At 59.0% G+C, this 17,129-nt stretch carries 16 protein-coding genes; 8 read left to right on the top strand and 8 right to left on the bottom strand.

The window, feature by feature from the left end; genetic code table 11:
• Nucleotides 1–53 precede the first annotated feature (53 nt).
• On the bottom strand, nt 54–257 hold the full coding sequence (locus tag AC1DUP_RS03910; RefSeq protein ID WP_113310792.1) for a cold-shock protein: 204 nt from the start codon (nt 255–257) through the stop codon (nt 54–56).
• A gap of 251 nt (nt 258–508) precedes the next feature.
• Between AC1DUP_RS03910 and AC1DUP_RS03915 the strand changes: the two genes are divergently transcribed.
• Complete coding sequence (locus tag AC1DUP_RS03915; protein WP_113312078.1) at nt 509–757, top strand: hypothetical protein; 249 nt, start codon at nt 509–511, stop codon at nt 755–757.
• 242 nt (nt 758–999) lie between these two features.
• On the opposite strand, the gene AC1DUP_RS03920 is transcribed toward AC1DUP_RS03915, so the two are convergent.
• The 3 genes from AC1DUP_RS03920 to AC1DUP_RS03930 form a co-directional block, all read right to left on the bottom strand.
• Nucleotides 1,000–1,320 (bottom strand): hypothetical protein, encoded by a 321-nt coding sequence (locus tag AC1DUP_RS03920; protein ID WP_113312079.1) that lies wholly within the window; start codon nt 1,318–1,320, stop codon nt 1,000–1,002.
• A gap of 366 nt (nt 1,321–1,686) precedes the next feature.
• Nucleotides 1,687–2,187: a YciE/YciF ferroxidase family protein gene (locus AC1DUP_RS03925; protein ID WP_113297315.1), complete on the bottom strand. Its 501-nt coding sequence runs from the start codon at nt 2,185–2,187 to the stop codon at nt 1,687–1,689.
• A gap of 459 nt (nt 2,188–2,646) precedes the next feature.
• Complete coding sequence (locus AC1DUP_RS03930) at nt 2,647–3,375, bottom strand: endonuclease/exonuclease/phosphatase family protein (protein ID WP_477832143.1); 729 nt, start codon at nt 3,373–3,375, stop codon at nt 2,647–2,649.
• A gap of 98 nt (nt 3,376–3,473) precedes the next feature.
• Between AC1DUP_RS03930 and AC1DUP_RS03935 the strand changes: the two genes are divergently transcribed.
• Entirely contained in the window at nt 3,474–4,445 is a 972-nt protein-coding gene (locus AC1DUP_RS03935) for a lysylphosphatidylglycerol synthase domain-containing protein (RefSeq protein WP_113312080.1), read from the top strand.
• Here AC1DUP_RS03935 and AC1DUP_RS03940 read toward each other — a convergent pair.
• Nucleotides 4,383–5,891 carry a phospholipase D-like domain-containing protein gene (locus AC1DUP_RS03940; RefSeq protein ID WP_113312126.1) on the bottom strand — a complete coding sequence of 503 codons (1,509 nt, stop codon included), beginning with the start codon at nt 5,889–5,891 and terminating at the stop codon, nt 4,383–4,385. The two genes, AC1DUP_RS03935 and AC1DUP_RS03940, sit on opposite strands and share 63 nt — an antisense overlap.
• Nucleotides 5,892–6,125: 234 nt before the next feature.
• Here AC1DUP_RS03940 and AC1DUP_RS03945 point away from each other — a divergent pair, with 234 nt between their 5' ends.
• Nucleotides 6,126–6,326, top strand: coding sequence for a hypothetical protein (locus AC1DUP_RS03945; RefSeq protein WP_113312081.1), 201 nt, complete (start codon nt 6,126–6,128; stop codon nt 6,324–6,326).
• 219 nt (nt 6,327–6,545) lie between these two features.
• On the opposite strand, the gene AC1DUP_RS03950 is transcribed toward AC1DUP_RS03945, so the two are convergent.
• Nucleotides 6,546–7,214, bottom strand: a complete 669-nt coding sequence (locus AC1DUP_RS03950) for a LuxR C-terminal-related transcriptional regulator (RefSeq protein ID WP_113312082.1) — start codon at nt 7,212–7,214, stop codon at nt 6,546–6,548.
• A 234-nt stretch (nt 7,215–7,448) separates the two neighbouring features.
• Between AC1DUP_RS03950 and AC1DUP_RS03955 the strand changes: the two genes are divergently transcribed.
• Both AC1DUP_RS03955 and AC1DUP_RS03960 read left to right on the top strand, forming a co-directional pair.
• The gene (locus AC1DUP_RS03955) at nt 7,449–10,289 is read left to right on the top strand and encodes a helix-turn-helix transcriptional regulator (protein WP_113312083.1); all 2,841 of its coding nucleotides are present in this window, start codon (nt 7,449–7,451) and stop codon (nt 10,287–10,289) included.
• A gap of 178 nt (nt 10,290–10,467) precedes the next feature.
• A complete protein-coding gene (locus AC1DUP_RS03960; protein WP_113312084.1) occupies nt 10,468–11,145 on the top strand; it encodes a GNAT family N-acetyltransferase in 678 nt (225 codons plus the stop codon).
• Between the two features lie 218 nt (nt 11,146–11,363).
• On the opposite strand, the gene AC1DUP_RS03965 is transcribed toward AC1DUP_RS03960, so the two are convergent.
• On the bottom strand, nt 11,364–12,662 hold the full coding sequence (locus AC1DUP_RS03965; RefSeq protein WP_113297308.1) for an epoxide hydrolase family protein: 1,299 nt from the start codon (nt 12,660–12,662) through the stop codon (nt 11,364–11,366).
• 500 nt (nt 12,663–13,162) lie between these two features.
• Entirely contained in the window at nt 13,163–13,831 is a 669-nt protein-coding gene (locus AC1DUP_RS03970) for a VOC family protein (RefSeq protein ID WP_113312085.1), read from the bottom strand.
• Between the two features lie 442 nt (nt 13,832–14,273).
• Between AC1DUP_RS03970 and AC1DUP_RS03975 the strand changes: the two genes are divergently transcribed.
• The 3 genes from AC1DUP_RS03975 to AC1DUP_RS03985 are packed head-to-tail and all read left to right on the top strand — an operon-like array spanning nt 14,274 to nt 16,807.
• Nucleotides 14,274–15,074, top strand: a complete 801-nt coding sequence (locus AC1DUP_RS03975; RefSeq protein WP_113312086.1) for an SDR family NAD(P)-dependent oxidoreductase — start codon at nt 14,274–14,276, stop codon at nt 15,072–15,074.
• Nucleotides 15,075–15,134: 60 nt separating this feature from the next.
• On the top strand, nt 15,135–16,163 hold the full coding sequence (locus AC1DUP_RS03980) for a D-cysteine desulfhydrase family protein (RefSeq protein WP_113312087.1): 1,029 nt from the start codon (nt 15,135–15,137) through the stop codon (nt 16,161–16,163).
• Between the two features lie 50 nt (nt 16,164–16,213).
• The gene (locus tag AC1DUP_RS03985; protein ID WP_113312088.1) at nt 16,214–16,807 is read left to right on the top strand and encodes an NADPH-dependent FMN reductase; all 594 of its coding nucleotides are present in this window, start codon (nt 16,214–16,216) and stop codon (nt 16,805–16,807) included.
• Nucleotides 16,808–17,129 lie beyond the last annotated feature (322 nt).

Genomic DNA, 17,129 nt, shown 5'->3' on the forward strand with positions numbered 1-17,129 from the left:
TCAATGGCGCCCCGCGATGCATTGGGCTTGTCGAGAAGGAGATCCCGCTCGGTTCAGAGCGATCTGACGTTCTCGGCCTTCGACTTGCCGGTCTTCCGATCCTGGCCAACGTCGAAGGACACGCTTTGCCCTTCCTTCAGCCCGTCACCATACTGCAGCGCCGAGACGTGCACGAAAACGTCGGCACCGCCGTCGTCCGGTGTGATGAAGCCGAAGCCTTTGTCGTTGTTGAAAAACTTGACCTTGCCAGTTGGCATGAGAACCCTCGTTTCTAGTGTTGAACGCGTCGGCAACCTAACGATCAGTTGCCGCGGGATCAACCCGCCCTGCGGGTCGCAGTAACGCAGGGGGCCGAATAGGCGTCGTCCGCCGACGTTAGCGGCTCAGCGAGGGCTGGGTCAGGCCTGGAAAAGGGAGCCGCGTATGATCGCCTGCACGGGCGCGTTGTCAGCGCACTCACGCCTCGGGATGGCTACATAGATCCCCCGACAGATGTGGAGGACATTCAATGACCCTGGCAGAATTGATTGATCAGTACCGGCCGTATCTGGCCGATGAATCCGTGGCGGTCCGCCGCAGTTGGGAGGAAATGTTCACATATACGGTCCGGCATTATGCCAAGGACACGCCCATCGATACTTTCGATCTCGACGTCCTGTCAGAGCGGCTGCTTTCCGCCGGCATGCACCATCTTATCATTGCGGGCTATGTGAAGCGGTGGCGCGACCTGCTTTCCCTGACGGGCGAACCCAACTGAGGTGACGCCGGTCGGGATGGAGCAAGCGCTCGCCATCGGCACTTTTCGGTTCTTGAGTGTCGATCGGTCTCGCACGGTCGGGCGTTATACCTTCTTTGGAAAAGCGTATAACGCCCGATCAAGCATGAACCAATGGATACGCGGGGCAACATCGCTATGCCAGGCGCGCTGCCTAGGAGACGATATCGCCAAGGCGGCGTCGGCAATCTTCAAAAAAAGCACCGGTCTCCCGGGCTTTTTGCCTAGAGATCCAAGCGGAAATAGACGCCGCTGCGATGCGGGCGGTAATAGCGGTCATTGTCTCGCCAGTAACGATTTTCCCGCCAGCGCCGCTCCGAGCGCCAATCCCGATCATAGCGGTGGTGACGGTGGTGACGCCAGCCATGCCGGTAATAATCGCGATGATGATGCCGGTAGTGGCGGTGCCGGACCTGAACGACGTCGCTCTTTTCGACGGCTGCAACCGGTGCTGCAGATCGCGGCATTGCCGAAGCCGGCTCCGCCGCAACGAAGGCCGAAGCGAGCGAGAGAGCGGCCGCAACGATAAAATGGGCGATTTTCATAGGGCTTCTCCATGGTAGATCATGGGTAAGCGTGGCCCCGCCGGCATGAACTCGCTCTGAAAACAGGCTTCATGTTAGGTTCATGGAAGACTACAGACGTGGAAGAGGGGATGCGAGGGCTGCTGCTCTCAAACTCGGTGGTATGACGCGATTAGCCTCGTCAGAACCGGATGTCCATCTTCGGCGAATTGATGAAGCTCGCCACCTTCGCCGCGATGGAGTTTCTGGTCGAGGATCGTCGCTGTGTTGTTCTGGTGGGCATCGACGTTTTCTTGGCCATTGTCTCCATCCGTTCCGACATGTGTGAATTGCCGATTGAAGAAAGGCCGTCCTGGTGGGCGGCCTTCTCGCGGGATCTATGTCGGTTCAGGCGGCTTTCTGCCCCTTGGCGTTGGCCGAGGCGAGTGCGAGCTCAGTCAGCTTCTTGTCTGTGGCCTCTTCTTCGGCGAGGTTTGCCTGAAGAAGGGCGACAGCGTCGTTGAGGCCGATCTGCTTGGCCCAGGTGATCAGCGTGCCGTAGCGAGCGATTTCATAGTGCTCGACGGCCTGCGCTGCCGAGATCAGACCGGCATCAAGGGCAGCCGTGCCCTTATACTCTTCCATGATTTCTTCGCCTTCGGCAATGATGCCCTGGATGGCCTCGCAGGTCTTGCCGCGAGCCGGTTTGCCGAGAAGTTCGAAGACCTGTTCGAGTCGTTCGATCTGGCCCTGGGTTTCGTCGCGATGCTTGAGGAAGCCGGCCCTACCTTCCTCAGACTGGGCGGCGCGCGCCATTTTTGGCAGAGCCTTCAGGATCTGTTTTTCCGCGAAATAAATGTCCTTGAGAGTGTCGAGGAACAGGTCGTTCAACGTCTTGCTAGTTGCCATGGTGGATCCTCCTGTGGCGAAGTGCTGATTGTATCGGTCTGTCCTCCGGTTTGCCGGGGTTAGACGACCTGTTCCCAATGTTTGCGCCGCATGATTGTTCCAGTCCTCAACCGTAGGGGAAGGAGTTGATCCCCTGGCAGTTCCAAGACGTCCGTTCGGCGGTCCATTCCAAAGATTAGGGGAGACAATGACCGCAAGCGCACTCAGATCACGGCTAGGTTGGCGTCTGGCAGTACGGCGCGCCCGCGCCGCCACCCGCAGCAAGCTTCTACACGCTGCCGTCTGGATCAATTGGTTCTCGGGACCGTTGGTGTCGTACCACACTCCGGTGGCTGCCGTGAAAGCTCTCAAATTGCATGGCAACCACGACATTCCGATGCGAGAGCGCGCCGGATTCCCATATCTGGGGCGACGGATGCCATGACGCTGAAGCCAGCAGGATGACAGCGAGGGTACGGTTCAACCGAAGTCGATTTCCGCCAGAAGGGGGAGGTGGTCCGAGGCAATCCTTGCCAGTCTCGTCTCAAGGACTGCGGCTTTCCTTACGACTAGATCGTCGRTTACGAAGATGTGGTCGAGACGCATCAGCGGGTAGCGGGAAGGAAAGGTCGGTCTTGGCGGTGCGGCGCCGGCAAGTTGGGCATCCTTCAGTGACCGCGTCGCAAGACGATAGGTCGCCGATGCCGGAAGGGCATTGAAATCGCCACACAGAATGCTCGGAACGGTCTCGTCTGCCGTACCGCGCAGCCAGCCGGAATTCAGCAGCGTGGTCATCTGTTGGATGCGCTCGCGTCCGCGAAGGCCGAGATGCGTGTTGACGACGAGCAGTTTCCTTTCACCAACCATTATCTCGACGGAAAGAGCACCGCGCGTTTCGCCGATGGACGGTAGCGGGCCGGCCTTGACCGCACCGGTCGGTAGCGCGGTGATGATTGCGTCGCCGTATTGCTCCTCCGCGACCGACAGCGCCGGATGGAAATGCGCCTGCATCTTCAGGAGTGATGCGATCATGTGCGCCTGGTCGACACCGCCTGTCCTTCGCCGTCCGACATCGACTTCCTGGAGAGCGACGATATCGGCCTCGGCCTCGGCGATGACATTGGCGATGCGGCCGGGGTCAAGCTTGCGGTCGGTACCGATGCAGCTATGCACGTTGTAGGTCAGAAGTCTGATCGGTTTATCCGGCATGGCCCGCTGAAAGGTTGCTGCTGCTAGGAACACAAAACCCGGTCATTCGTTCCCGCAGATCGAGCAGCAGCGCTCGCACCTTGCATTATGGACGATCGATGACATTGAAAAGCATAATCTGGAATGGACTGTTTGTTGCCGCCCTTTGCCTGGCATTCTTTCTTCTCTACCGGATTTTCGAGCAATACAGTTATGATCAAGTCGTCCAGTCGGTGCGTAGCATACCGTTTTGGAGATTGTGCCTGGCACTTCTCTGTGCAGCTGCATCCTATCTGTGCCTGAGTTGCTTCGATTTGCTGGCAATCCGTTCTCTCGGCAAGTCGTTGCCTTATCCAAAGGTCGCACTGGCTTCCTTCGTCAGCCTTTCGCTCGGGCACAATATCGGCTTTGCGGGGCTGAGCAGCGGGGCCTTCCGCTACCGCTATTACTCGCGCTGGGGACTGACAGCTGAGGATGTGGCAAAGATCATCCTCTTTTGCGGCGTCACGGTCGGGCTCGGACTGGTGACGTTGGGCGGCCTTGCAATGATCATCAATCCCGTGGATGCCGGGCGTCTTCTGCAAATCGGGACGGCAACGACCCGACTGTTCGGCTTGCTCGCCCTTGTCCTGCCGGTCGCCTATGCAGCGCTGGCATTTTTTGTGCGCGGCCAATTGCAGCTCTGGCGCTGGTCGTTTCAGCTGCCGCGGTTTTCGATCGCAGTTGGGCAGGTCGCGATCGGGACGATCAACTTCATCTTCGTTTCCGCCTGCCTGCACCAGATGCTCTCGGCCTTCGGCTCCGTCGCCTTTTTCCGTTCGGTGACGGCTTTCGTGCTCGCCAATTCGGCAATCCTTGCGACGCATGTCCCGGGCGGTCTCGGCGTGCTCGAGGCAACCGTTGCCTATGTCGTGCCGAAGGAGGCGTCGATCGGCGCGCTCATTGCGTTTCGCTGCGTCTATTTCTTCATCCCGCTAGTGCTCGGCACCACCTTGCTGTTCATCAGCGAGGTGGTCTTGCGGCGGCATTCACGCGAGGCGGGTGATGAGACGAACCCGGCGGATGAGCGAGCGAAGGCCCAATCGGCGTAACGGTGCAAAGGGTCGAGCGGGGTCGAAGATAGCTGTGCCGGGAATGGGAACGGTGCTGCCGTCCGGCTTGACGGCGTATTCTCGCAGACCGCGCGGTCCGGTGTTGAAATCTGCGACCGCTGCGATCGTCGAGCCGGTGCGGGTGATGGCCCCGGCAAAACTCTCCGCGGTGGTACCGAGGAACTCTGCCAGCAGCCTGTTGCGCAGATCAGCGATCGCATGGCGGTGGTCTGCATTTCCGGCCTGGAGAAGCATGTCGCATTCTGAATCCAGCCCTTCCGAGCGATTGTTGAGATTGGAAGAGCCAATGCGAACGAGCTCGTCATCAGCGATGATCAGTTTGGAATGGACAAGCACTTCCAGTTCACCATCGACCTTCCCTGGTACGACGGGGTAAAAAACGCGCAGACGGTTATTGCGGTCGGCCCGTTTCAGGCGCCGGATGACACGATCGCGATTGTTACCCATGACGATTTTTTCGATCAGCCCGTGGGAACTGCGCGTGCAGATGACGATCACTTCCGGCCCGTCTTCCTCCTGCAGGCGCGCCGCGATGGCGTCGGCGATGCGGAAGGAGGAAAGATATTGCGTCTCGATATAAAGCTGCCGCCTGGCCCTGGCGATGACGTCAAGCGTCATGGTGATGCCCTCGCCAACGCCGGACTGAAAGGCCGTCGAAGGCTCCGTCAGCGCGAAGCTGACTGGGCAGTTGACCAGCAAAATGGAACGATCGTCCGGCCAGGTGAAATCAATCCCCTCGGCAAGGGACGCGTGGGTTTCACCGGTGGCTTTTTCCCACCGCCGTCTTGCAATTTCACCGATGAGCCGTGCGGCACCGCCGGTGACCATGGCCTGAACGTCGTGCAGCGGATCGTAGGAAACGCCTTCGGGCGCGCGCCGTAGTTTGTCTTCTGCGCGATGACGCCGCGTATCCCACCGCCGTGACGTCAGGTCCATTCCACCGATGAAAGAAACCGCGTCATCGACGCAGACGAGTTTTTGATGATGGCTGCCGCGTATCGCGTGCTGGATATCGAAGCGCAGATCGATCCCCGGGCTCTTCGGGAAGGTCCTCTTTCGCAATAGTTTCAGGGATTTTTCCGAATAGATCGGGCCGAACGCCCAGATGAGGATGCGTATTTTGAGCGCCGGATTTGCCGCGCTCAGTGCATGCAGCATGTCGCCCAATGTCTCGTCGGATTTGTCCGGCTCCATCAGGATATCGGGATTGAAGTCCCATCCGACAATCCAGATCGTGCGCCTGGCCATTCGCAGCGTACGCGCCAGTTCGGCGAAATAAGTGTTGCCGTTGATGAGGAAGCCTATGTACGCCGCCGTATCTCCCAATGGAAAAGCTCCTGCCCTCCGTCTTTCGCCGCCGCTCGACCGTTGTTCTTTTGCTTCAGGTAATCCCGGATGATTGAAGATATTTTCGGCTATGGTCATGGCTGCCTCAGGCTCTGAACTGATCACAAACGCTCAGAATTTTCCGAGGTTCCCTCGTGGGGCCGCACTCGTGCGGGATCGCGGCCGAACGGTCGATGCGAGAGCAATGTCAATGCGCAGCCGCGCCAGTCCGTGGTGGAGGTATGGATGCCGAAAGATTGGCGATCACAGGAGCCGATACCAATGGAACCTTCTTCGACTACTCAGGTTACTCATCCTCAAAGGAGGAATGCCATGGGAACGACATCGCCGAAGGATGGTGCACCCGGTACCACTGATCAATCGCCACGTTGGGAGGGTCCGCAGGGAAATACGCCCCGCGGTTATATGCGCGCCAAGGACAATCCCGACAAAGCCAGAGACGCCAATGGAGAGAGCAGTAGCGATCCGGTCGTCGAGAAGGTGACCGACGGCTTGAAGCAGAAGGGTGATTGAAGTCGTCCTGATCGAAAGCGGGCTTGCCGAAACTGATCGGCAGGCGGTCGTCCTGCCGCACGAGAGTTGAAGCGATCCAAGCGCTGTCGGTAAGGAGTTTCGCATGGCGGCGAACTCCATGAAACCCGAGATAGGTAGAAGGAAACTGTTGCCGACCGGTTGTGTCAGGGCTTCCAACGGACTGCGGTCTCTTCTCTCAACTCGACCGCTTTGAGGATATCACAGCGCTGATTGGAAGCTGGGACTGGATCCGCAAGTTCGTCCAAGTTTCGCGACCATGTTGACCAGATCAGGGAGAGTCCTGGCTTTCATCTTTCTCATCACCTGTCCTCGATGAGCCTTTACGGTTATTTCGCTAATATTCAGTCTATAAGCCACCTGCTTGTTTAATAGCCCCTCCGCTACAAACGTCATGACCTGTCTTTCTCGCGGGGTTAGCGTGAGAAAATAAGCTTCCAGGCGGTCCGCGTCACTGACCGCACGGATTGCGGCGTTCACCTCCTCCACCAGAAAGCTTGGTTCGTCAGGTTTGGGCATGAATGTTACGCGGAATTTGCTGGTCGTGGCTGTCATCGCGGCGCGGGGCTTTGCGGTCAGAACGATGATGGGGCAATGCAGGGCATGGAGACAAATGAGGTGCGTGAGATCTGAGACCGTCAGATCGGCCATGCCAGCATCAACGACGATGCAACCGAAGCCGCCGGCCTGCGTTGCGCATAGAAAGCTTGCCGCCGAATCATAAGTCTCAGGATGCCATCCCATGCGAGAGACATGTTCATGAAGGGCCGTGCCGATATGGGCGTCGGTGCTCAGAACTGCCACGTCCGGTTGGCTGGACGGTCTGACGTCAACTTTCAAAGGAGCGGTAAGGTGTTTGGTGATGTACATGCCATTCCCCTTCATTGATTGTGCGCTAGCTATGCCGTGGCTGGATTGTATGATTGATGTGTCATGCTCGTTGGTGTGAGTGTTAAACGAGCGCGCCTGATCATGCGACTTAAGTGGCGTGACAGAACCTGAAAAAAGCTGAAGTATTCTGCTACGGGTTGTTAAAGGACTGTTCCGCAATCTGTCTCTTATATGTTCTTATCGTTATGACTTCATCAGATAGAACGGATCGCTTTGGGACAGATTGAGATTGGACTTTTCGAGTACTCCGGATGGGAGTTAGATCTCGAAAAGCGAGAGCTACGTGCCATGGGGGCACCGGTCCCGCTCGGCAGCCGTGCGTTCGAAATCCTGGAGACCCTCGCCCTCTCTTCGGGCGGGATCGTAACGAAGGACGAGCTGATGAAGCGAGTCTGGCCCGGACTCGTCGTCGAGGATAACACTCTTCAAGTACATATCTCAGCGATACGGCGGGCACTAGGAAAGGATCGCGACTTGCTCCGGACCGTGTCCGGCCGGGGGTATCGACTGCTCGGCGAATGGACGGAACCCGAGGCGCGATTCCTTGGGTCAACACCAGCGATCCGCGTGGAGCCAAGCGAACGAGGGGCTTTCGTCACGAACATTCCTTCGGCCGCGTCCGAGCTCATCGGACGTCAGTCTTCGATTTCGCAGATTATAACGCTTATGTCGGCCTATCGCGTTGTAACCCTCACAGGACCGGGCGGGATCGGAAAGACGGTACTCGCATCGGAAGTCGCCCGACGTCTGCAGCCATCCATTGATGGAGATGCGTTCTTTGTAGAGCTGGTGTCGCTCCCAGATCCGAACCTCGTTCCGACAACGCTTGCCCAGACTCTCGACTTGCGCCTTCAAGGTGACGACATCTCCGCCGATCTCGTGGCACGAGCCATCGGCAACCGAAAAATGTTGCTGGTAATCGACAATTGCGAACATGTTGTCGATGCTGCTGCGGAGATGGTCGAGGCGATCCTGCGTGCCTGCCAGAACGTGTCCGTCCTTGCCACGAGCCGGGAGCTTCTTCGCATAGAAGGCGAATTCACCTACCGCGTGCCGCCGCTCGAAGTACCTGCGAAAGAAGAAAAGGTCGATGCGCTTCAACACAGTGCGGTTCAGTTATTTGTCGCTCGAACGCTGGCGCTACAGTCTGACTTTACCATGAGCAAGGACAGGGTCTCGGTTATCGCGGGTATCTGCCGTCATCTCGACGGAATTCCCCTGGCCATAGAGTTCGCCGCCGCTCGCGCGGCCACCTTGGGTCTTCAACAGATCGCTGGCCGTCTGGATGATCGATTCGTCCTCCTCACCGGCGGACGCCGAACTGCTCTGCCTCGACACCGAACGCTCCGGGCCGCTCTTGATTGGAGCTACGAGTTGTTGCCGGAAGGCGAGCGTCGCCTGCTTCGTAATCTGGCCGTCTTTCCCGCAGGTTTCACTTTAGAGGCGGCCACTGCAGCAAGCGGGGAGGACGAGGAGCAAACCGCTTCAGGGCTTTCAAATCTCGTCTCAAAATCGCTCGTGACATTTGAAGGAACAGACGCGGCTCCTCGCTGGCGTCTTCTGGAGACCGTGCGGGTCTATTCTCTCGAAAAACTTGGGGCGGGTGCTGACTATCGTCTGACGATGCAGAGAAGTGCGGAGTTCTTTCGATCGTTCTTCCAGCCATTTTCGAATGCAAATTCACTTCAGGTGGCGATCGAACGTCTCGGTCCCTATCGCCGGGAGATCGATAATCTACGCGCCGCTTTGACTTGGGCCTTATCGTCTGATGGCGATGGAAAGCTGGGAGCGAGACTGGCCGCCGTCGCCTCCGATTTTTGGATCGCGATATCGCTCGTGTCCGAATCCGGGGAATGGGCTCAAAAAGCCCTGTTTCAGCTTGAAGACGAGGCGGGCAGCCGCACTGAAATGGTACTGCAATGCGCCCTCGGATTTGCACTGATCTATACCCAGGGCATGAGCAAACGGGGAAGGGACGTGCTTATTCGTGCTCTTTCACTGGCGAAAGCTTTGGGTGATGCTGATTATCAGCAACGAGTGACTTGTGCGCTTTGGCTTTTCTCCGCCCGTTCAATGGAATTGAAGGACGCGCTTGCCTATGCCCGCGAATACGAGAAGGGTTCCGATGACCGAGACGTGCAGTCGCGGGCAACAGCAGCGTGGATGATTGGGATCCCGCAGGCCTATCAAGCTGAGCACTTGGAAGCGCAAGACAGGCTTGATTGGGCCGCGAGGAATTCGCCCCTCACCAATCGCCGCAGAGATATGCTGAGGCTGGGAGCGGATATTCGGACGTCCTCCATGGCTCACAACACGGTCAATTTGATATCACTGGGTCGATTGGATGCAGCTTCGCGGACAGCGGAAGATTCAATTCTCGAAGCGCGCGCGACCAAGCAACCGTTTGTATTTTGTGTCGCTTTGGCCTGGGCGTCGGCCTTCGTATCCCTGAGCCTGGAGAACGACCTTCGAGCCCGAGAGTGGGGCGAAGAACTGATTGAACATGCATTGCAGCACGGTCTGAAACCTTTCTACGCGGTGGGCCTGTGCGTGCGTGGCAGTTTGGCTTCACGATCAGGCTCCCCCGCAGAGGGCATAGACGCCCTTCGAGCCGGGCTTCGTGAAATGCATGAGACCTCATATTTGCTGTTCTATCCCTTTTTCATGTGTGAACTCGCAACCGCGTTGCAGATGGCTGGACGTTTGGACGAAGGCCTTGGGCAAATCCAGGAGGCATTGAGGTTCTCAGCCGACAAGGGCTACCAGTGGATGGTACCGGAACTGCTGAGAAGAAAAGGCGAGATAATCGCGACGAGAGATGTCAATGAAAGATTGCCGGTGAACCTGTTTCACGAGGCGGCCCATAGAGCATCCGCTCAAGGCGGTCTTTATTGGGAGCTCACCGCGAGCATCAGTCTGGTTGAATATCTTGCCAGCCGCGGCGAACAGCCATCGACCCGAAAAATCCTCCTTCCAGTGTACGAGCGGTTCACAGAAGGTCTTTCGACCCCTCGACTTCTGCGGGCGAAGATGCTGATAGGCACGGATGCATGAAAGCTTCCTCGGACTTCGCGCTAGCCGGCCCTCCTGACACATCCTCCGCGGCCGGTCCAAGCGCCATACCTCATATGGAAGCGACCGTTCCTCCGCCAAAGTGACCTTGTCCCAGTAACGCGGGCGATTGCCTTTCAAAGACGGCTGGCCTATCCACTCTTTGACCAGAGGAGTGACGATGCGCGATCTTTCCAACTACAAGGTTGCCGCCCCAGGCTATGTGACGCTGAAGGGCCGCTATGCGTCGGTTGAACCGTTCGTTCGTGCAAGGCATCTGCAGGAGCTGTGGGATGGGCTGGGCGGCATGGGTGTCAATCCTCTGCTTCTTTATTTCGCGCAGGACGATTTTGGCGGCATCGACGATTTCGGTACATGGCTCGACGACGTCAAGAATAGCGGCTGGCTGACGCATATCTTCCGCAACAATGCGACTGGTAAAGTCGTCGGCATGGCCAGTTTCATGCGTGCCGATCCGGCCAACGGCGTCGTCGAAATCGGCGGTGTTGCGCATGGTGCTGATATGAAGCGCTCTCCAATTTCGACGGAAGTGCACTATCTGATGGCCAAGCACGTGTTCGAAGATCTAGGCTACCGCCGTTACGAGTGGAAGTGCGACAACAAAAACCAGCCGAGCAAGACGACGGCTGCGCGCTATGGCTTCACCTTCGAAGGCGTCTTTCGCCAGCATATGATCGCCAAACGCCGCGATCGCGACACGGCCTGGTTCTCGATGATCGATGGCGAATGGCCGTTGCTCAACGATACTTTTGAGGCCTGGCTCGCGCCCGGCAATTTCGATGCGGAGGGGAAGCAGCTCCGCCGGCTAGCGGATATCCGAGCGCACCTAGGCAAATAACAGCTGCTATATACTCGGAACGCTGCTGACAGGCAGTTGCCGCTGCCACATTCTGTCTGGCGCCCGGTTCGTGATTCAATTGACCACGGCAGGTGCTGTGGATCGGCGACTTCTCGCCGGTGGTAGGGGTCGTCGACTGCTGTCCCGCCCGGTCATGCTTCCGCAAATGACTGAATAGGAGTTGAGGGCTGGCGCAGGATCACCGCGCCAGGCCTGCGTCAGATCTGATCGCGCAGCGACTTGAAGGAAGCGCGCAGCTCCGCCGTGAATAGTTCCGGCTGTTCCCAGGCAGCGAAATGGCCGCCCTTTGCCGGCCGCCCGTAGTGGATAAGCTTCGGATAGGCCTTCTCCGCCCAGCTCTGCGGTGCCTGGTAGATCTCATCCGGGAAGGCGCTGACGGCGACGGGGATCTTGATGCCGCGCGGATCGAAGAAGCCGCCGGAGGGGAAATGCGCATTGTCCCAGTAGAGGCGCGCTGACGAGATCGCCGTATTGGTCAGCCAGTAGAGCGTGACATTGTCGAGGATGTCTTCGGGCGTCAGACCCTCTTTCTCGCCATTGAAGGACCGGGCGATCATTCGGTAGCTGCGGATGTCGTGGTCGAGCATCCAGGAGGCGAGGCCGACGGGTGAATCGACGATGCCATAGAGCGTCTGCGGCCGGTTGTTCATCTCGATCGCATAGCCGAGGCCGTTCTTGTAGAAATCGTCGAGCTGCTCGTAAGCACGCTTCTCGTCGGCCGAGAGATCTGATGGAGCCGGGGCGCCTGCCGACAGCAGCTTGGCGATATCGGCGGGCACGGTAGCGGCCATATTGGTGTGGATGCCGATGAGGCCCGCGGGCTCCTGCACTGCCATCAATTCGGTCACGGCATTGCCCCAGTCGCCGCCCTGGGCGACATATTTCTGATAGCCGAGACGCTGCATCAGCACGGCCCAGGCCTTGGCGATGCGCGGCGGGTTCCAGCCTGCCTCCTTCGGCTTGCCGGAAAAGCCGTAACCCGGCAGCGAGGGGATGACGACATGGAAGGCATCGGCCTCGGTGCCGCCAAAGGCGGTCGGATCGGTCAGCGGCCTGATGATTTTCAGCTGCTCGATGATCGAGCCCGGCCAGCCATGGGTGATGATGATGGGCAGCGCGTTTTCATGCTTGGACTTCACATGGATGAAATGGATGTCCAGCCCGTCGATCTCCGTCGTGAACTGCGGGAAGGAATTGAGCCGGGCTTCGGCCTTGCGCCAGTCATGGGCGCGCCAGTATTTGGCGACCTTCTGGATGGTGTCGAGCCTGACACCCTGCGTATCGTCTGAGACCGTCTCGCGATCCGGCCAGCGGGTGGCGACGACGCGGCGATGCAGGTCCTTTAGCTGGTCCTCGGTCGCAGTGAATTTGAAGGGTTTGAGGTCAGAACTCGCGCCCGTGGCGGCGAACGCTTCCGGGATCATGCTGGCAGCGCTGGCCGAGGCCGCGACCGCAAGCAGTGTTCGGCGTGTGACGGTTGGCTGTATGTAGGACATGGCATCCTCCTTGCGTGTGTGCCTTGTTTTTACGAGAAGGAAGGTCACACCAAAGAAGGGCTGCAACTATTGCACCAAGGTATGGTCGATACCTTGGTATCAAACGGCCATTCCAATGGTGCTGCGGTTCCGAAAGTTAGGTCCTTCATCGACTTTGCAGGTCCGCATCTGCGTTCGGAACTGGAACGCATAGCCGCCCAGAGCCTCACCATACCCATTAACGGATGGGTGCCGGCATCGAAGTGACGACTTTCCTGATTGGCGAATGCCTCAGCCGGGTGGAACGCTGCACGCTTCGTGGTCGGCGATTACCTGAATGTCACGTTGGATTGAACGAGGGTGAGCCGGACGCAAAGCGATAGGCCGGTCCGACAGGCTAGTTCTTGCACCACTGTCCGCCGGGGAAGTCGTCTGTGGGCAAAATACCACCCCGCGTGCGGAATTAAAAGCAGTGGAGGAAACCAATTCAACGTGACGGAGCGGACGACGCTCGAAGACGTTCAAGTCGGCAGTTTCGCGCCCGCCTGCTCCTTGAACAGGTAGTCGGCGTACCAGTCGGGCCAGTTGTCATCATGCTTTCCACCTTCACGCTTCTCATGCTCGCCATGGGCGTCCGCGGCCCTTCGCAGGGCGCTCGCAAGATCGCTGGCAGAGGTGAACGCCGCCCTTTGTGCATCTATCCGACCAGGAAGTCTGGACGTGACCTCCTGGAACAGCCAGCCGTTCCCGTCGGGATCGGAAAAGGACGCGAATGAGCCATAGCTCGAACGCGAAGGATGTGGACCGGGCAGGCGCTGGTCGGCGCCCTTGTGGTGGAACACGCCGCCGGCATCGTGGAAGACGCCGCTCATTTCGGCACCGCGTGCGGCGAGCGCCGCGTGCGCCATCTCGATGTCGGAGACGATGAGATGCAGCCCTTGCGCAGAACCTGGCGCGGCGGTCGTCACGTTCGCGCCGAAGATGACGGAGCAGGGAGAGCCGGGTGGCGTGACCTGGACAACCCGGAAGCCGTCTTTCCCGGACACGTCGGCGTCGAGCCGCCAGCCGAGGCCGGTGTAGAACGACTTGGCGCGATCGACGTCGGACACGGGAATGACGATGACCTCGAGCTTCATGTCGACGTCGCCAGTACGAGTGGACTTCGGTTCGTATTGTTCATGGATGGCCATTTCGATCTTCCTCGATTGGATTTTGTCCGCGGCATTCCCGCTACGCGGCGACGATGCGCTGACCCCTGCGTGGCTGTCCATTATGCGAAGGTGTCGGACGTCACGGACCGATTGTCGACCGATCCTTAGGTATCGCCGATACCTTCGCACAATATCATCGGCGCCCTTATCGGACGATTTCTATGACGCATTCCAACCATATCGATCCAAGGGAGGGCGTCGTGTCAGCAGAGGTCGAAACCGGGGCCGCGGCGGCTGCACTTGGCATTCTCCAAAGACCCGCTTTTCCAGCGTCCGGCAGTGATGCCATCCGGCCGTTCAGGTGCTCGATCCAGCAGAAAGAACTCGACGAGCTTCGCCGCCGAGTTCTCCGAACTGCGTGCAGCTTTCAGGACGTTACGCTGACGCCTGCCCGGACACACCTCAAGCAAGGAGAAGCACGATGACGAATTTTCCAAGAGGCACTGCGCTTATCACGGGCGCGTCGTCGGGCATCGGGGCGCTCTATGCCGACAGGCTGGCGCGACGCGGTTACGACCTCATACTCGTGGCGCGAGGTCAGGACGCGCTCGCAAGGATTAGAGAGGACATCGTGCAGGCAACGGGCCGGACGGTGACCACAGTCCGTGCGGATCTCGGTGAGCGGGACGACCTTCTGAAGATCGAAGCAATCCTTCGGAGCGACCCGTCGATCACGATGCTGGTCAACAACGCTGGGGTCGGCGCCGTCGCGCCATTGCTCATGTCTGACGTGGAGGACATGGAGCGAATGATCAGGCTCAATGTGACCGCACTTACCCGACTGGTCTATGCGGTCGCGCCGTCCTTCGTCGCGCGCGAGCACGGGACAATCGTCAACATGGCCTCCGCTTTGGGCATCGCGCCCGAAATCCTCAACGGGGTCTACGGAGCGACGAAGGCCTTCGTCATCGCCCTGACCTTCTCTTTGCAGAAGGAACTGGCCGAAAAGAACATCCGGATCCAGGCAGTCCTTCCAGGCGCCGTCGACACCCCGTTCTGGGAGGCTTCCGGGGGCTCGTTGGACAGGCTACCCGACCAGATCGTCATGAAGGCAGAAGACGCCGTCGATGCAGCGCTTGCCGGTCTCGACATGGGCGAGCTGATCACCCTTCCATCGATGCCCGACATTGGGGACTGGAACGCCTATGAAGCTGCTCGCCAGAAGCTGATGCCCAACCTCTCACGCGATGTTCCGGCTGCGCGATATCAGACCCGGCGCTGAAATGGTGACAACGCAGGTGGATGCCTACGTCACGAAAACGACGACTCGTATGGAGCCAAAATGCTCGATCCCGCTCTACTAAGCCAATTCCCCCGCGTGCGCCTCATTGAGGGGGCAACCCCGATCCAGCGGCTGGCCCGACTGGAGCAGGTGCTGCCTGCTCAGCAAAAAGGCGTCTCTATCTGGGCGAAGAGAGACGATCTCATGGAACTAGGAGGCGGGGGCAACAAGCTCCGAAAGCTTGAGTTTCTTCTGGGGCAGGCGACAGCGGAAGGTTGCGACACCGTGGTCGTGACCGGCGGAGTGCAGTCGAATTTCGCTCGATTGGCCGCCGCCGCCTGCGCCAGAACCGGGCTGGCATGCGAAGTCGTTCTTTCTCAGATGGTACCGCGGCATAGCGAGATCTACCGGGCCAATGGCAACGTTGTGCTGGACCGACTGTTCGGTGCGCGCGTTCATATCTTGGAAGCGGGAGACGATGCCGGTGGGTTCGTCGCCCGCCGGGCGTCCGAGATCGCCGCATCGGGGAGAAAGGCCTTCGTCGCCACACTCGGCGGTTCGACGCCGGTGGGCGCCATGGGATACATCGACTGCGCCTTCGAGATCGCGGCGCAATCGGCTGAAATGGGCATCGCCTTCGACCAGATCGTTATTCCAAATGGCAGCGGCGGCATGCATGCCGGCCTCGTGGCTGGAGCGGTGGTGGCCGGTCGAGATCCTTCCCGGATAAGGGCGCACACTGTCCTATCGGCGGAAGACGCCTGCGTCATTGCAACAGCCGACAAGGTCAACGCCGTCCTCGAGCTTCTCTCGAAGAAAGACCGCATCAAGCCGGAAGATCTGCACATAAGCGGCATGCAGCTTGGTGGCGGCTACGGCATTCCGACCGCCGCCATGGTCGAGGCGGTCAGGATCGTCGGCAGGTCGGAGGGTCTGCTTCTCGATCCTGTCTACGGGGGCAAGGCGTTCGCCGGTCTGCTTTGCGACATCGAAGACGGCGTTATCGCGCCGGGATCGAACGTCCTGTTCGTGATGACTGGAGGTTCCCCAGGGCTCTTTGCATACGCGGATGCCCTGAACGGCAACTGATCGCCATTTCTGAGATCATCGAAATCAACTCAACAAAAGTGAGGAATATTATGGCTTTAAAACCAAAAATCGCGGTTATCATCGGCTCCACGCGGCCCACTCGTTTCGCTGACAAGCCGGCGCAGTGGATACTGAAACAGGTGCAGGCGCGCGGTGATATGGACGTCGAGGTGGTCGATCTGCGCGACCATCCCCTGCCTTTCTTCGACGAAGTGGCGTCGAACGCATATGCGCCGAGCCAGAACGCGGAAGCGGTTCGTTGGCAAAAGACGGTCGGCCGCTACGACGGCTACATCTTCGTCGTCGCGGAATACAATCGCTCGATCACCGGGGTGCTGAAGAACGCCCTCGACCAGTCCCACACGGAATGGAGCCGTAAGCCGTTCACCGCCATCGCCTACGGGAGCGCCGGCGGATCGCGCGCGCTCGAACATCTGCGCGGGATCGGCGTAGAGCTGCAGATGGTCTCGACCCATGCGGCCGTCCACATTGGCGGCAGCGATTTCTTCGCCGTATTTTCGATGGGCGGCAACAAACCGATCGAGGAGATCGAAGCGAATCTTCTGCCGTCGGCAAAGACTGCGCTCGACGAACTCGTCTGGTGGGCAAAAGCCACGATGGCCGCCAAGGCTGCCGAAATCTGATTGCTGCTGATGGATGTGCGTCGTGGAAGCGATGATCGCCTCCGCGACGTCTTTCGTTGCCGGGGCCACAGATACTCATGCTTTTGAGCGGCTCGGGGCAAGAGGTCGATCACGGAGCGACGTGGCATGATAGCCTGCCGTTCCACCGCCGCGACGCCTCGACCCAGGTTGCGAACGCGTCCGAAGAAGGCCGGGCGGTACATTCGAACTGCCCGGGAGATCTGAGGCGGCGGGAATGTCGTCGGCATCGACATGCACGGCGATGGTCGCTGACGTTCCAACAATAGACGCTCTTTTGTGTTGCGGACCTAACGTCTGCCGC

This window comes from Rhizobium sp. 01L419 (assembly GCF_056400025.1).

Bases quoted from the DNA above. Each gene is read 5' to 3' on its own strand.
- AC1DUP_RS03950 (WP_113312082.1), bottom strand. From the start codon at position 7,214: ATGTACATCACCAAACACCTTACCGCTCCTTTGAAAGTTGACGTCAGA.
- AC1DUP_RS03920 (WP_113312079.1), bottom strand. From the start codon at position 1,320: ATGAAAATCGCCCATTTTATCGTTGCGGCCGCTCTCTCGCTCGCTTCG.
- AC1DUP_RS03925 (WP_113297315.1), bottom strand. From the start codon at position 2,187: ATGGCAACTAGCAAGACGTTGAACGACCTGTTCCTCGACACTCTCAAG.
- AC1DUP_RS03965 (WP_113297308.1), bottom strand. From the start codon at position 12,662: ATGTCCTACATACAGCCAACCGTCACACGCCGAACACTGCTTGCGGTC.
- AC1DUP_RS03985 (WP_113312088.1), top strand. From the start codon at position 16,214: ATGGCTTTAAAACCAAAAATCGCGGTTATCATCGGCTCCACGCGGCCC.
- AC1DUP_RS03945 (WP_113312081.1), top strand. From the start codon at position 6,126: ATGGGAACGACATCGCCGAAGGATGGTGCACCCGGTACCACTGATCAA.
- AC1DUP_RS03940 (WP_113312126.1), bottom strand. From the start codon at position 5,891: ATGACCATAGCCGAAAATATCTTCAATCATCCGGGATTACCTGAAGCA.
- AC1DUP_RS03935 (WP_113312080.1), top strand. From the start codon at position 3,474: ATGACATTGAAAAGCATAATCTGGAATGGACTGTTTGTTGCCGCCCTT.
- AC1DUP_RS03980 (WP_113312087.1), top strand. From the start codon at position 15,135: ATGCTCGATCCCGCTCTACTAAGCCAATTCCCCCGCGTGCGCCTCATT.
- AC1DUP_RS03910 (WP_113310792.1), bottom strand. From the start codon at position 257: ATGCCAACTGGCAAGGTCAAGTTTTTCAACAACGACAAAGGCTTCGGC.
- AC1DUP_RS03970 (WP_113312085.1), bottom strand. From the start codon at position 13,831: ATGGCCATCCATGAACAATACGAACCGAAGTCCACTCGTACTGGCGAC.
- AC1DUP_RS03915 (WP_113312078.1), top strand. From the start codon at position 509: ATGACCCTGGCAGAATTGATTGATCAGTACCGGCCGTATCTGGCCGAT.
- AC1DUP_RS03975 (WP_113312086.1), top strand. From the start codon at position 14,274: ATGACGAATTTTCCAAGAGGCACTGCGCTTATCACGGGCGCGTCGTCG.
- AC1DUP_RS03960 (WP_113312084.1), top strand. From the start codon at position 10,468: ATGCGCGATCTTTCCAACTACAAGGTTGCCGCCCCAGGCTATGTGACG.